Here is a 14,171-nt window from a genome sequence, read left to right as displayed (position 1 = left end):
TGCTCACGTTCGTCGTGGTCGGCGCGGGCCCCACCGGCGTCGAGATGGCCGGGCAGATCGCCGAGCTGTCGCGCCGCCCGCTGCGCCGCGCCTTCCGCCGCCTCGCCCCGCCCCCGGGCCGGGGGGCGGCGCCCCCCGACGGGCGACATCCGCCACCGCCGTCGGCCGCGGATGTCGCGGGGGCAGAGCGTCCCGGCGGACCGGTGCCATCCAGGCCGCTCGGCGAATGCGGACGTGGTCGCGCTGGCTGGTCTCCCACGGTGGACCTCTCAAGGAGTGCTTCCGAGTCACGTCCGGCTGCGCCCCGCCCGGACCTGCGCTGTCGCCCGGAAACAAGGCTGCGGACGCGTCGAACTCGCCTCGAGCGCACACCTCAATGGGACATCCCCGGACATCTGTTCCAATTGGCCGGACGCTATCGGGGGCACACCGCACCTGCCAGCGAAAGCGGTGTGGCGGTGGCGTCGCCGCGGCCGGCATGAATTGTTGGAAAGTCGCTTCCCGTACCCGGGCACCCTGAATGTTCCGCCGAAGATCGGCAGCCGTACGGGCACCCATGATCATTGGGGAGGATGTTCGCCGGGCATCTCGCCAGGGACGGGTGCAAGGTCGCATCAGACCATGCTGGCGAGGCCCGGAGGAACTGGCCGCCGGCCGGGCGAAGGCCGGCACATGTAATCAGCAACTAGGCAACGGTCGCCCAATGTTCACCGCAGATCGTCGTCCGTTCAGGTCTGCCCAAAAGTGGGATGCGGCCCGATGGTGCCACCGGCTCGAGGTGATCCCGGCCAGGGCAACCGGATCAGGTCGCCGGGTCCACGCGCCCTATCCGTCAGGATGAGGTGAGTCGGCTGGTGTCCGCACTCTCCCCGTTCGCCGGTACCGACGCCGCCGTTGTCTGTGCGGCCCGGACCAGGGAGTCATAGGTCTCCACCGTGCGCTCGACCGAGACGCCCAGGGAAGCGACGAACGCCGCCAGTTCGTCCTGGATCGCGGCAGCCGGCACATCGTCGGCCACCATCCGCTCCAGTTCCAGGAAGGTCCCCACCCCCTCCACCTCATCCAGACACAGCGAGACCTCTCCGTACCGGCCCGTCCGCCGCGACTTCGCCACACGGACCGTCGCCCAGTAGCCCATCCGCAGAATCGCCTCGTGCATCTGCTCACGGTCGGCGACCGCTGTCTCGTACTCCAGGCAGTCCTGCGCGTTCGCACCCGGCTGCTTCAACGCGAACCAGTGCCGCCCGTCCACCGTGCGCAGCCGCAGGAAGGACACCCCGAGCTTGCCATCGCCAAAAGCCCAATCCAGCGGAGCGAACGCCTGATCATCCTGAAACACCGGCTCCCCGAACGAAACACCCCGCTGCCCGAGAGCGACCAGCAGCACCTCCGGATCCGACACGAAGTATTTCACCTCGACCTCACGCATGCCCGGCACCTTACTGACACCCGCCGGGCACGCCAGACTCCGCGCCCATCAACCTGGAAGCGGCAGGCCGGCCGTCACGACGACCATCGTCAGCGTCGGTCTCACCATGGCCGGATGCCGTCCAAACACGCGGCTACGAGCCGGCCTGCGCCCGACCCGCCGCACCACCGACGACCAGCGATGGCGTCGAGCCAGTCCAGCGGCCCGGGCAACCGCGGGCCGCGATCGACAGCGAACTCGGCGGCCGAGGTGCGCGGGACCCTCGACCTCTCCCAGCCGATCGGCCTGTCCCTGTTCGCGATCCTCCACTTTTTCCCGGACACGGACCGGCCCCTCGAGATCCTGCGCCAGCTGCTCGCCATCCTCCCCGCCGGGGGCAGCTACCTGGCGCTCTCGCACTTCACCGCCGACCACGCACCTGAGGAAGCCAGCCGGCTGATCAGCAGCTACGCCCAGAGCGGGTTCGCCCTGCAGGCCCGGTCCGTCGGCGAGGTCGGTTTGTTTCTTCGAAGGCTTGGAACTCGTCGAGCCAGGCGTCATCTCCGCCCAGCACTGGCGGCCCAGCGACGTGTCACACCAGGCAGATGCGAGCGTCAGCATTCTCGCCGGAGTCGCCCAAAAGCCATAGTGCGCCGTCCACAGGCATTACCTGGAAGGTAATTGATCCCGTCAACCAGCGGGGACACGCTGGTACCGCGCTCCTGTCCGCGGAGTGCCACGAGCACCCCCCATCGTCCGCGGTGCACCAGTACGAGAAGAGGAAACGCGTGAGCGACTACCTGCTAACGGCGTATGTAGCCGTGTGGAACGAACCCGACCCGGCCGCCCGACGTGCCGCGGTGGCCCGGTTGTGGGCGCCGGACGGCCTGCACCACACGCAGACGCGGCGCTTCCGCGGCCTCGAGGAACTGTCCGCGCGGGTGACAGAGGCGTACGACCAGTTCGTCGGCGGCTCGGGCCTACGGTTCGTCTCCGGCGAGGACCTCGACACCCACCACGACGTCGCCAGGTTCACCTGGAAAATGCAGCCCGGCAACAGCGAGGAGGTGCTGGCCGTCGGCTTCGACCTGCTCGTCCTGGACGACACCGGCCGCATCACGGTCGACTACCAGTTCAACGAGCCCCCGCCATCCGTGGCCGATCTGGACCAGCTGGCGCAGCGGTTCCTCGCTCTGGCCACCGTCACGGACCGAGAACAACTCGCCAAGGAGATCGACGACCTCTACGCTCCCGACGCCCGACTCGTCGAACCGGACGGTGTACACGAGGGCCGGGCCGCGCTGACGGACGTGCTCGCGACGATCGGGTCGGAGCTCACCGACGACCACCTGCTGCCTCGCCTGACAGGCAACGCCTCGGCCCAGCACGATGCCCTCCGCTTCGGCTGGGAACTGGTGCCGGCCGAGGCCGGCGGCCAGCCCGTCGCCACCGGCCTGGATTTTCTGATCCGCGACGAGCAGGGACTCGTACGAAACCACTACCGATTCAGCTCGACCACCGACCACCGACCTCAGTAAATCCAGTCGACCGGCCGCTGGCCGGATGGCAGGCTGCTTCCCATGGCGACCGATCTGCGCCCGAATGTCGACTATGGTCCCGGCGAGGCGGCTCGCGCGGGTGAGATCCTGCGTTCGATCGTCGGCAGCACCGTCCACGGCACCAATCTCGAAGGCCAGGACGACGTCGACCAGCTCGGCATCTACATCCCGCCTCCGGAGCACGTGTTCGGCCTGGCCGAGCCGCGCCGCGGTGGCACGCATGTCTGGCGCACACAGCCGGAAGGCGCTCGGTCGGGACCAGGCGACATCGACCTGACGATCTTCACGTTGCGCCGGTTCCTGGCCCTCGCGACCAGCGGAAATCCGACGATCATCGCGTTGTTCTTCGTTCCGGACGATGCCCTGGTCCTGCGCACCGAGGAAGGCGACCGACTGCGCGCGCTCGCGCCCGCCGTCGTCTCCCAGCAGGCCGGGCAGCGTTTCCTCGGCTACCTGCATTCCCAACTCGAACGGATGGACGGCGCGGGAAAGCAGAATCGTGTCCCCAACCGCCCCGAGCTGATCGCGCGGCACGGCTGGGACGTCAAGTTCGGCTCCCATGCCCTCCGGCTCGGCCTTCAGGGCATCGAGTTGCTGACCACCGGACGTCTCACCCTGCCGATGCAATCGCAGGCCCGCGAACAGGTGCTGGCCGTACGCCGAGGTGACGTCACCCGCGACCGGACCCGGTTCCTGATCGACCGGGCGGCGTTGGAGCTGCGGGAGCTGCTCGACGACCCGGATCTGTCCCGTCGTTCACCGCTGCCCGAACACCCGGACATGGGCACGGTGACCGCCTATCTGGCCGCGGCGCACCGCCGATCCTGGGGGTGGACGTAGCCCCAGACCACTCGGCCAGTGGTTCGCCACGAACTGCCGTTGTGCGGCCTTCGTCGTGGCTGACGCCCGCAGGCCGGCGCGGGGCGTCTTTCGCGTGGTCGGGTGGGAACAGCGCGCAGCGAGGAGATGTTGGGCGTGAGCATGACCATCGTGGGATCGGTCGGCATCGCCGGCCTGGGACTGGACGAGACGGCGGAGCCCGCGGCGGAGATCGACGCCGCGGTCCGGCTGCGGGAACTCGGGTATCAGACGCTCTGGCTGGCCGGCGGCCAGGGCAACAACCTCGAGCAGATCAGCAGGATCGTCCGCGGCACCGAGGGGTTGCGGGTCGCCAGCGGCATCATCGGGGTCCTGCGGGTTCCGGCCGCCGAGGTCGCCCGGACCTTCGCCGCGCTGGAGGCCGAACATCCCGGCCGGTTCGTCGTCGGGCTCGGTGGGGCGCACGGGCCGCGACCACTGCCCACGCTGGGGGCCTATCTGGACGCGTTGGACACCGTGCCACCGGTGGTGCCCGCCTCGGCCCGCATCCTCGCGGCGCTCGGGCCGCGGATGCTGCGCCTGGCCGCCGACCGGGCGGGCGGCGCCTATCCGTACCTGGTCACCCCCGACTATGTCGCCGACGCGCGCAAGCGGCTCGGGGACGGGCCGACGCTGGCGGTGCTGGTGCCGGTTATCCCGCTGGCCGAGCCCACGGCGGCGCGGGAACTCGCGCGGGCGTCGACGGCCTTCTACACGAACGTCCCCGGCTACCGCCGCAACTTCCTGCGGATGGGCTTCGGCGAGGCCGACATCACCGACCGCAGCGACGCGTTCGTCGACGGTGTCACCGTGTGGGGCGGCCTGGAGTCCATCGTGGCGCGGGTCGCCGAGTACCACGCGGCAGGCGCCGACCAGGTGGTGCTCGGTCTGCGCCTGCCCCCGGGCGCCGACCCCGCCGAGGATGGCGTCTGGCAGGCACGTCTCGCGCAGGCTCTGCTGGCCTGATCGCCCATGGCCGACCGCCGCGGCGCTGCGGCGTTGCGGTGGCTACGGGCGCAGGCCGTCGAGGGCCAGCTCCAGCAGGCGGGTGGCCCGGGCGAGGCCACCGGGGTCGTCGGGGGTGCGCCACAGGCAACTGATCAGCAGGATGACGTCGGTAGGGTCCAGGCCGGCCGCGGAGAGCGTCGTTGGCGCGTTCACGGCTCAGGGCCGAGACGGGCGGACGTCCGGGCCGCGGCGCAGGACGGTGCGTACGAGCAGGCCGGCGGCGAGGGCCCAGAAGGCGGCGCCGATGCCACCGACGGTGATGCCGCTGGCGGCGACGACGAAGGCGAGGACCGCGGCCTGACGGTCGTCCGGATCGGTCAGGGCCGATGTCAACGCCGAGGCCAACGTGCCGACGAGGGCGAGACCCGCGACGGCCGTGGTGACACCGGCGGGTGCGGCGGTCGTGGCTGTCACCAGCACCATGGACGCCAGGGCGAGAACCAGGTAGGTCCAGGCGGCGAGCTGGGCGACGATCCAGCGTCGGCGCGGGTCGGGGTGCGCGTCGGGGCTGGCGACGAGCGCCGCGGTGATCGCGGCCAGGTTGATCGCATGGCCGCCGGCGGGGGCGCCCAGGACGGTGCCGACGCCGGTGACCGTCATCGACTCCCGCCAGGGAACCGTGTACCCGTAGGACGACAGCACCGCGACACCGGGGACGTTCTGCGAGGCCATCGTGACGACGTACAGCGGAACGGCCAGTGACAGCACCGCCGTCCAGGTCAGCGTCGGCGCGGTCAGCACGACCCGGGGCAGCAGCGGCCCGTCCAGCCCGCCGTGCCAGGCCAGCCAGATCCCGATCGCCGCCACCGCGGTGGCGAACGCCGCCGGCACGGCGAAGCGTGGTGCCAGCCGCAGCAGCACCAGCCACACCACGACCGCTGGGGCGACGAGCGCCGGATGATCCACCAGCCCGTGCACGGGTGCCAGGCACAGCGACAGCAGCACACCGGCGAGCATCGCCTGCGCGATCGGTGCGGGAATGGCGGCGATCAGCGCCCCGAGACGTGGCCACAGCGCGGTCAGCAGCATCAGCGCGCCCACGAGGAGAAACGCCCCGATCGCCGCCGGCCAGCCGCCCCTGACCGGGCCGGTCGAGGCGAGCAGCGCCGCGCCCGGTGTCGACCAGGCGAGCATGATCGGCATCCGATGCCGGCGGCTGAGCCACAGTGTTCCCAGCGCCTGGGTGACGGCGAGGGCGAACAGGCCCGAGGCGGCCTGCCGGGGATCAGCCCCGACCGCCCGCAGCCCGGCCAGCACCACGACGGACGAGCTCGCGAACCCGACCAGAGCCGCGACGACACCCGCGCTGACCAGTTGGACCGGCCGGATCTCCGTGCCGGGACCTGCGGCGCCGTCCTGGTCCGGGAAGCCGCGATCACGCTGCTCCATACCCGAACAATACTGTCGGCGCCCTCGGCCCGAGCCCGGTCGGATTCCAGGGCGTCCGGTGGATGTGTGGAACACCTGTGATCGGAACAGTAGCCAGCGGATCGGACTGGTACCGCGACGGCTCTGACCGCGGGTCGACCCATCCGGTTGGGCGGTGGCGTCGAATACTCGGTGTCCGCCGTCGGCTGGTCCGTGGGCGCGCGTCCGTTGGAGGGACGTCCGAGCCTGGCGCCGTGCCGGGGGGTGGTTCGAGCAGGCACGGGAGGTGTCACGGCCATGACGACGTCCGAACCGGATGCGTGGCGGTCGCGCTTCGCCGGTGTCGCCGGGGGGATGTACGGCGCCATCGGTGAATCCCCCGGGCCGTCCGGCGGCGGCACAGGCGGCAACGGCGACGGTCGCGGCGGTCGTGGTGACAGTGGCGGCGGTGATCGCGACGGCGGTGGCAGGTTTGAGTCGTCCGAGCCGTCCGAGGGGCGTGGCGAGACGGGCGGGGATCACGCGGGGATGCTGTTGCGGCAGGTCTCCCGCGGGGATCGGGATGCCTTCGCCGCGTTCTACGACCTGCTGGCGCCGCGGGTGTTCGGGCTGGTCCGGCGAGTGGTGCGGGACCCGGCACAGGCCGAGGAGGTCACCCAGGAGATCTTCGTCGAGGTGTGGCGGCAGGCGGCCCGGTTCGACGCGGGACGGGGCAGCGCGACGAACTGGGTGTGCGCGATGGCGCATCGCCGGGCGGTGGACCGGGTTCGCTCCGCCCAGGCCGCCCGCGACCGGGAGCACCGGTTCGGTGTGCTCGGCCCGCGCGACTCCGACGCCGGCGGCGACGAGGTCGCCGAGCAGGTGCTGGGCCGGCTCGAACGGGAACGGGTCCGCCGTTGTCTGCGCGGGCTGACCGACCTGCAACGGGAATCGATCACCCTCGCCTACTACAACGGTTACACCTACCGTGAGGTCGCCGAGGTGCTCGGCGCCGCGGTGCCGACCGTGAAGACCCGGATGCGGGATGGGCTGATCAGGCTGCGGGACTGTCTGGGGGCGAAGGCATGAGCCGGGAGCAGGCACACACCCTGATCGGGCCCTATGTGCTGGACGCCCTCGAGGGCGCCGACCGGCGGGCCGTCGAACGTCACCTGGCCCGCTGCCCGGCCTGCGCCCAGGAGGCCAGCCAGCTACGTGCGGCCACCGGTGCCCTGGCCGCCGCCGCGGCCGCGTCGCCACCGCCACCGTTGCGCGCGGCGGTACTCGCGGCCGTCGACCGGACGCCACAGCTTCCCCCCGTGGTCAGCCGCTCCGGCCGAGCTGTCCGGCTTCGGTGGCGCCCCAGCGGGTCGGACGAGCGAGGGGCCCGCCCGGCGCTCCCCACCGATCTCACCCCGACCGCCGGTTCCACCCCGACCATCGGTTCCACCCCGACCATCGGTTCCACGCCGACCATCGGTTCCACGCCGACGCGACCGGCAGGACCGGGCCGGCGACCCGCGGCGCCCGCGCGGCGAGCGCGGGTGGCGGTGGGTGTCGCGGCCGGTCTGGTGCTCGCCGCCGTGGCGGCGCTCGGTGGGCTGACGATCGACCAGCATCAGCAGCTCACCGCCGCGCGGGCCCGCGACGCCGAGTCGCGGGCGGCCGCGCGGACCGCCGCGCTCGGTGCGGCCCACCCGCTGACCGGCGGGGGAAAACTGGCGGTGGTGAGCACCGGCGGACGAGCCCTTGTCGTCACCCGCGATCTCCCGGCGCTGCCCGGAGGGCGGACCTACCAGCTCTGGTTCGTGGGCACGAACGCGGTCCGCTCGGCGGGACTGGCCGACGGTCAGGGCGGAAACCTCGACCGTTTCCTGACCGTTCCCGCCGACGCGACCACACTCGCCGTCACGTCCGAACCGGCGGGCGGCTCGAAGGCCCCGACGACGCCCCCCCTCGGCTCCGCCCCCCTGCGCGCCTGACCATCACGACCGCCGAGGCTCTGCCCGCGGTCGTCACCGCGGTGGGCGCCCGGGTGCCGGTGCTGGTCGACGGTGGCATCCGCACGGGTGAGGATGTGCTGCGGGCGTTGGCCCTGGGCGCTGCGGCGATCCTGGTCGGACGGCCCGTGGCGCGCGCGCTGCGCACCGGCGGGGCCGAGGGTGCGCGGGTCGCCCTCGACACCCCGCGGGCCGAGCTGGAACTCGCGATGGCACTCGGCGGTGTGCCCGACCTGGCCGCCGCCACCACTCTCGGCCTCCGCCATGCCACCGAAACTCCGCGCGGCTGAAATGTCGAAGACCTTTTTCGGCCGCCTCCTCATCCTGACTCCCTCCAGAAAGATTAATCCGGCACATCTTCCACCCGAAGAAGCCGCGCCAGATTCTTTCTTCGCCGCCCTCCGGCTTGAAACAATAAAACAAATGATTAGACCAGAAAGTTTTCCGGTATGCACTCCACGCTGTGGTAGCCTGCAACGGTCCGGGCTGATCGCAATCACATTCCAATAGCGATCACATCCCACTCCGGGGGATCTAGATGGCAATCCACGGCACGCCACCCATGAAGTCGGCCGGGATTCATACAAAGAATAGACCGGCAGCACCGGCGGCAGCTCGTCCGACGATCATTTCTTCGGCCGGGTAGCGAGAGTGACAGGTGTGGGGCTGCTCACCGCGGTACTCGTCGGCGCGCTGGTATGGATTCGGCCGGGACCGTGGGCGTCGGGTGCCGCGGCTCTGTTGACGTTCGCGCTGCTGGCCGGATCGGGGCGTCCACGCAGCCAGGTGTGGATCGCGACCAGCACGGTCGGGGTGCTGGTCGCCACCGTGGACTACCTGGTCTGGCGGGTGGCGGTGACCAACTGGTCGGCGGCGTGGCTGGCGGTTCCGCTGCTGGCCGCCGAGGCGTTCGGGGCGGTGCACGCGCTCGGCCTGCAGGCGACCATCTGGCCGCGGACGCCGCCGCCGCTACGGCATGTCGACGACCCGGGAAGCTTCCCCGTCTACCTGCTCGTTCCCACGGCCGGCGAGTCGATGGCGGTGCTCGGCCCGACGGTGCGCGGTGCGATCCGGGCTCGGGACGAGTACCAGCGGGCGCATCCGTCGGCCTGGGTCAGCATCATTGTCTGCAATGACGGGCGGGTGGCCGGCAACCCCGACTGGGAGCGGGTGGAGGAAGCCGTTCGGGAACTCGGCGTCACCTGCATCACCCGCACCGTCGGCGGCGGTGCGAAAGCCGGCAACATCGAACACGCCAGGTATCTGGTCGGCGCGACCGGACCGGCACTCGTCGCGATCTTCGACGCGGACATGGTGCCCGAACCCGACTTCCTGCTCGCCACCCTGAAACCCTTCACCGACCCGAGCGTCGGCTGGGTCCAGACCGCCCAGTACTACCGCAACACCGACCTGCCGATGGCCCGCTGGGCCGCCGACCAACAGGCCCTGTTCTACGACGTGCTCTGCCCCGGAAAAGCCGCCCGCAACGCCTCCTTCATCTGCGGCACCAACGTCGTCATCCGCGCCGAAGCCCTCGACTCCATCGGCGGCATGCCCACCGACTCCGTCACCGAGGACTTCGCCGCCTCCATCCGCCTCGCCCCCGACTGGCGCGGCATCTACCTCGAAGGAAAATTCGCCGAAGGGCTCGGCCCCGTCGACGCCGCCAGCTACCTCAAACAGCAGAACCGCTGGGCCCGCGGCACCTTCGAAGTCCTCAAAACACACTGGCGCGACCTCGTGCTCCCGCGCAGCCGGCTCACCGGCGCGCAACGCATCCAGTACGCCCTGGCCTGCACCCACTACCTCTCCGGACTACGCGACCTGGTCTACCTGCTCACCCCCATCATCTTCGTCACCTCCGGCACACCCGCCGTACACGGCGCCGACGCCACCGGATTCCTCACCCACTTCGCCCCCTACTTCCTCTTCGGCCAAACCGCCTTCTGGGCCGCCGCCCGCGGCCGCTCCACCTGGCGCGGCATCATCGCCGGCTTCATCTCCTTCCCCGTCCTGGTCACCGCCGCCCTCACCGTCCTCACCGGCACCCGCAGCACCTTCACCATCACCGCCAAACAACATGACGGCACCCCCTCCTGGCGCCCGATCGTCCCCCACCTCACCGCCCTCACCCTCTGCCTCGCAGGACTCGCCACCGCCCTCCTCCACGGCCACTCCGCCCGCAACCTCATCGCCGCCGCCTGGATCGCCTACATGGCCGCCATGCTCACCACCTTCTGCACCCTCACCGGGCGTGACGTCCTCGCCCACCGCCGCGCCGGCATCAGCGGCGCGGCGAGCACATCAGGCACGGCGAGCAGACAGGACGCGTGTGACGAGCTCGACGCGATGCCGCGGAACACGGCGGGTCGGGTGCCGAGTCGTCCCACGCGCTGGCGTGGCCAGGTACGGGTACCGGTCGCGCTGCGACTCGCGGCCGGGGCGGCCTGTGTGGTGGCCGTCGGCGTCGGCCTGCAACCACGCGGGCATGACAGCGCGGCGCCGGCACCGTTCCGTCCGGTGGTCTGCGGGTCGAAGCCCGCCGCGGGGCTCGCCGTGACGACCGGGCCGGACATCACCTACACCCGGCTGGCCAGTGACCTCGGCATGACCGGCATCGCCGCGCGCTCCGTCGAGATCGGCGCCAGTTTCCCCACCGCGTGGGCCGACCGGGTCCGCGCCGCCGGCGGCACCCCGTGGCTGACGCTCACCTTCACCCGCGACGGCCGGGCATCGCTGGACGCGTCGCTGCCCGCGGTCGTCAACGCCGTCCAGGATGCTGGTCTGCGCCGCTGGGCCAGGCAGACCGCGGGCTGGGGGCATCCGCTGTACCTGACCGTCCTGCCCTCGGTGGACCGCAACTACGCGGCCAGCTCCGCCGTCGCCGCCGGCGGCGTACCCGCCGACAGCGCCCGCGCCTGGACCCACATCCGACGGATCTTCCGCAAAGCCCACGCCGACAACATCGCCTGGACCTGGCAACCCGCCGCCCCCGCCGACGACACCCGTTACCGACCACCGGTGACGGACGTCGACCTGGTCGCCGTGACCTGGATTCAGTATCCGGGGATGCCCTGGGTGACACCGGCGCGGGAACTGGAACGTGTCCGGCTGGCCCACCCCGGCAAACCCCTGCTCGTCTCCCTCGCCGCCGCCGGCGACCAGAACCAGGTCGGCACCTGGCTCGACGCCGCCATCCACGCCGCCGACACCGCCCACGCCAACGGCATCGTCTACCAGACCGACGGACCAGACCCCCACGCCCCCCGCACCACCCTCGACGCCTGGCGCCGGGGCGCCTACACGACGGCCCGTCTGCTGGCGGCACGGTCCGCCGGGTCCGAACGATCCGCCCGACCACTGCCCTCGCCGGCCGGCTGTGAGGTGGCCTCGTGAGCACACTGACCCTTGACCCACCGCGGCGGACGCAGCATCGACGCAGCGCCCCCCGCCATCTCGACACCAGACCCCCCTGGTCGCGCCAGCGCTGGCCGCGCCACCTCCGTGGCTCCCGGGCGGGCCTGGCCGCAGTGCTCGCCATCCAGGTGGGGCTCTCGCTGCGGCTGAACGCCACCGCCTTCCAGGACGAGGCGCTCTACCTGGACGCGGGCCATCAGATACTGCGGTCGTGGACGGGCGGGCCGCCCCCCACCGAGAACTTCGCCTCGTACTTCTCCGGCTCCCCCTACGTCTACCCGCCCATCGGGGCGCTGGTCGACTCGTTCGGCGGACTCGCCGGTGCCCGTCTGCTCAGCCTGGCCTGCTGCCTGCTGACCACCCTGCTCGTCGCGGCGGTGGGACGTGCCCTGTTCGGACCGGCGGCCAGGACCGCCTCGGCCGCCGTCTTCGTCATCTCCGGCCCGGTCCTGTTCATCGGGCACTTCGCCACCTACGACGCCATGGCGCTGCTGCTGCTGGTCGGCGGCCTCGTCCTGGGGCTACACGCGGTGCGCGCGGCCTCGACGACGACAGCAAGGGCGACGGCGGCAGCGGCTTGGCGGCGGGTGCTGGCGTTCGCGTTCGGCGCCGGTGTCCTGCTCTCGGCGAGCGTCGTCACCAAGTACATGGCCGCGCTGTTCATCCCCTCGACGCTGCTGCTGCTCGTGCTCGTCCGGCGCCGCTCGGCCCATGCCGCGACGGACAGCCCGGCGGTACCGGATCGGCGTGCCCTGGCCGCCATCCCGGCCGGACTGGCGCTCGGGGCCGCCGTCGTGGTCGGCGGCTGGCTGGCGATGACCGGCACCGACCAGCTCACCGGACTCGTCGCCACCACCCTGTCCCGCACGCCGCTGGGCCGACGGCCCGCGCTGGAGGTGGCTCGCCACGGGCTGGCCTGGGGTGCGCCAGCCCTCGCCCTGACCCTACCGGGAGCGATCATCATCGGCCGGCGGCTGCCCGCGCTGACCGTCCTGCTGCTGGTCAGCTCGCTGCTGCCGATCATCTTCCAGGCCCGTTCCGGCGAACTCACCTCGCTGCACAAGCATGTCGCCTTCGGCCTCGCCTACGCGGCACCACTGGCCGGCGCCGGACTCGCCCATGTCCTGGCCCGCATCGACCTGTACGACCCGCGCCGCGACCTCGCCCCCAGAATGGTCACGGTCACGCTCGCCGCCGTCCTGCTCCTGGCCAGCGGGGTGCAGACCGCCGACGGCCTGTTCCGCACCTGGGCGGACAGCCAGCCCCTGACGTCGCTGCTGCGCACCCAGGTCCGCTACTCCTCCGGTCACTACCTGGTGGAGGAATCCGAGGTCCCGCGCTACTACCTCCAGGACGTCACCGCGTCCTGGCAGTGGAACGGCACCTATTTCTTCTACTACCGCGATCCGCGGACCGGCACCCCGTACACCGGCCTCGACGCCTACCGCCACGCCCTGCGCGACCGCTACTTCGACCTCGTCGTCCTGCGCTTCGGACCCACCGCCGCCCTCGACTGGCAGCTCAAGGACCTGCTGGCCGACCAGACCAGGTACCGCCGGATCGCCACCCTGCCCCAACCCGGCGGCTGGACGGTCTGGCACCGCACCGACCCCTGACCCGGCCTGATTCCGACGCTCCACCGCCGGGATGTCCGCGCTAGCTGGACGGGTCGAGCAGGGTGTGGGCGTCGCGGGCGAGGCCGGGCATGCCGCGGGATTCGGCGCGGGCGGCGATGTCGGCGAGTTCGGCGCGGGCCGGGTCGTCGAGTGGACGGCCGGACTGGACGGCGAGCTGGACCGTGAGCAGGCGGCAGCGCAGCAGCGCGCCGACCCCGCCGGTGTGGGTCGCGAGCTCGGTGGCGGTGGTGAGGTGGGCGCGGGCGGCGGGCAGATCACCGGTGAGCGCGGCGAGCCGGGCCAGCGCCAGCGGGATCGGACCGACCAGGCCGACATGGCCGAAGTGACCGGCGACCGGGCGAGCCGTTCGGCCAGTGTCGGGGCATGCTCGACCAGGCCACGGTCGGCCAGCGCGTGGGCGAGCAGGGTGAGGCGGCCGTGGGTCGTCCAGGTGACCGGTTCGACCCGGGCGACCTCGGCGGTGATCAGCGCGTCGACGGTGTCGTCGCCGCGGGCGACACCGATCGGCACGCCCATCCACGGGGAGTGGGAGACGACCGTGGGGGTGTCGTCCTCGGTGCGGCGCGGACCCGGCCAGCGCACCGAGGCCGTCCTGGCCGGCGGCGTCGAGTACCTGCTGCCAGCGGACCCCGGCGCCGACCCGGGCTCGGCGGGCCACCGGGTCGATGCTCACCTCGTCGAGGCGTCCGGTGTGCACCAGCAGACTTGGCTGGGACCGGACGACGGCGCCGTGCCCGGTGGCCTGGACTGCGACCGTCAGGCCGTGTGCGTCGGCGAACCGCACCGCCGCCACGACGTCGGCGACATCGGCCGCCACGACCGCGGCCACATGGTCCGCGGGCACCACCACGTTCCACGGGTTGACATCCTCCCCGGCCTGAAGACCGGGGATTCCCACCCTCGCGGGCAGGTTTTCCTGTTTCACTGACAGACGCCT

13 protein-coding genes and 1 pseudogene are annotated in these 14,171 nt (G+C 71.7%); 10 read left to right on the top strand and 4 right to left on the bottom strand.

All coding sequences use genetic code 11. From position 1 onward, the window contains the following. Positions 1–832: 832 nt before the first annotated feature. Positions 833–1,429 carry a class IV adenylate cyclase gene (locus tag MXD61_RS07670; protein WP_248812138.1) on the bottom strand — a complete coding sequence of 199 codons (597 nt, stop codon included), beginning with the start codon at positions 1,427–1,429 and terminating at the stop codon, positions 833–835. Positions 1,430–1,543: 114 nt separating this feature from the next. On the opposite strand from MXD61_RS07670, the pseudogene MXD61_RS07665 reads away from it, so the two are divergent. The 5 genes and pseudogenes from MXD61_RS07665 to MXD61_RS07650 all read left to right on the top strand — a co-directional run. Beyond that, positions 1,544–1,930, top strand: a pseudogene (locus tag MXD61_RS07665) (SAM-dependent methyltransferase); the annotation flags it as partial. Between the two features lie 13 nt (positions 1,931–1,943). Continuing rightward, entirely contained in the window at positions 1,944–2,057 is a 114-nt protein-coding gene (locus MXD61_RS28745) for an SAM-dependent methyltransferase (protein WP_374628581.1), read from the top strand. 139 nt (positions 2,058–2,196) lie between these two features. Next, positions 2,197–2,946, top strand: coding sequence for a hypothetical protein (locus MXD61_RS07660; protein WP_248812136.1), 750 nt, complete (start codon positions 2,197–2,199; stop codon positions 2,944–2,946). Positions 2,947–2,988: 42 nt separating this feature from the next. Further along, a complete protein-coding gene (locus MXD61_RS07655; protein ID WP_248812135.1) occupies positions 2,989–3,807 on the top strand; it encodes a DNA polymerase beta superfamily protein in 819 nt (272 codons plus the stop codon). Positions 3,808–3,948: 141 nt separating this feature from the next. Further along, positions 3,949–4,791 carry a TIGR03620 family F420-dependent LLM class oxidoreductase gene (locus MXD61_RS07650; protein ID WP_248812141.1) on the top strand — a complete coding sequence of 281 codons (843 nt, stop codon included), beginning with the start codon at positions 3,949–3,951 and terminating at the stop codon, positions 4,789–4,791. A 42-nt stretch (positions 4,792–4,833) separates the two neighbouring features. On the opposite strand, the gene MXD61_RS07645 is transcribed toward MXD61_RS07650, so the two are convergent. Both MXD61_RS07645 and MXD61_RS07640 read right to left on the bottom strand, forming a co-directional pair. After that, on the bottom strand, positions 4,834–4,986 hold the full coding sequence (locus MXD61_RS07645) for a hypothetical protein (protein WP_248812134.1): 153 nt from the start codon (positions 4,984–4,986) through the stop codon (positions 4,834–4,836). 3 nt (positions 4,987–4,989) lie between these two features. Continuing rightward, on the bottom strand, positions 4,990–6,222 hold the full coding sequence (locus tag MXD61_RS07640) for a benzoate/H(+) symporter BenE family transporter (RefSeq protein ID WP_248812133.1): 1,233 nt from the start codon (positions 6,220–6,222) through the stop codon (positions 4,990–4,992). A 507-nt stretch (positions 6,223–6,729) separates the two neighbouring features. Between MXD61_RS07640 and sigK the strand changes: the two genes are divergently transcribed. The 5 genes from sigK to MXD61_RS07615 all read left to right on the top strand — a co-directional run bounded on the left by sigK (position 6,730) and on the right by MXD61_RS07615 (position 13,213). Then, complete coding sequence (sigK, locus tag MXD61_RS07635; protein WP_248812140.1) at positions 6,730–7,269, top strand: ECF RNA polymerase sigma factor SigK; 540 nt, start codon at positions 6,730–6,732, stop codon at positions 7,267–7,269. Beyond that, positions 7,266–8,162, top strand: a complete 897-nt coding sequence (locus tag MXD61_RS07630; protein ID WP_248812132.1) for an anti-sigma factor — start codon at positions 7,266–7,268, stop codon at positions 8,160–8,162. The genes sigK and MXD61_RS07630 overlap by 4 nt, the downstream gene beginning before the upstream one ends. Next, positions 8,159–8,470, top strand: coding sequence for an alpha-hydroxy-acid oxidizing protein (locus MXD61_RS07625; protein WP_285223188.1), 312 nt, complete (start codon positions 8,159–8,161; stop codon positions 8,468–8,470). Before MXD61_RS07630 ends, MXD61_RS07625 begins: the two co-directional genes overlap by 4 nt. Before the next feature lie 370 nt (positions 8,471–8,840). Then, a complete protein-coding gene (locus tag MXD61_RS27920) occupies positions 8,841–11,576 on the top strand; it encodes a glycosyltransferase (RefSeq protein ID WP_308222696.1) in 2,736 nt (911 codons plus the stop codon). Beyond that, a complete protein-coding gene (locus tag MXD61_RS07615; RefSeq protein WP_248812130.1) occupies positions 11,573–13,213 on the top strand; it encodes a hypothetical protein in 1,641 nt (546 codons plus the stop codon). The genes MXD61_RS27920 and MXD61_RS07615 overlap by 4 nt, the downstream gene beginning before the upstream one ends. A gap of 40 nt (positions 13,214–13,253) precedes the next feature. Here MXD61_RS07615 and MXD61_RS07610 read toward each other — a convergent pair whose 3' ends face one another. Further along, entirely contained in the window at positions 13,254–14,018 is a 765-nt protein-coding gene (locus MXD61_RS07610; protein WP_248812139.1) for an FAD-binding protein, read from the bottom strand. Positions 14,019–14,171: the final 153 nt, after the last annotated feature.

Source organism: Frankia sp. AgPm24, from assembly GCF_023243055.1.
GTDB lineage: Bacteria > Actinomycetota > Actinomycetes > Frankiales > Frankiaceae > Frankia > Frankia umida.
Note: the sequence above shows the minus strand (reverse complement) of the source record. Positions and strands in the feature narration are given on the sequence as shown.

What these genes read in the sequence shown, in the direction of transcription:
- MXD61_RS07670 (WP_248812138.1), bottom strand. Translation starts at nt 1,429, where the DNA reads ATGCGTGAGGTCGAGGTGAAATACTTCGTGTCGGATCCGGAGGTGCTG.
- MXD61_RS07655 (WP_248812135.1), top strand. Translation starts at nt 2,989, where the DNA reads ATGGCGACCGATCTGCGCCCGAATGTCGACTATGGTCCCGGCGAGGCG.
- MXD61_RS07650 (WP_248812141.1), top strand. Translation starts at nt 3,949, where the DNA reads ATGACCATCGTGGGATCGGTCGGCATCGCCGGCCTGGGACTGGACGAG.
- MXD61_RS07640 (WP_248812133.1), bottom strand. Translation starts at nt 6,222, where the DNA reads ATGGAGCAGCGTGATCGCGGCTTCCCGGACCAGGACGGCGCCGCAGGT.
- sigK (WP_248812140.1), top strand. Translation starts at nt 6,730, where the DNA reads ATGCTGTTGCGGCAGGTCTCCCGCGGGGATCGGGATGCCTTCGCCGCG.
- MXD61_RS07630 (WP_248812132.1), top strand. Translation starts at nt 7,266, where the DNA reads ATGAGCCGGGAGCAGGCACACACCCTGATCGGGCCCTATGTGCTGGAC.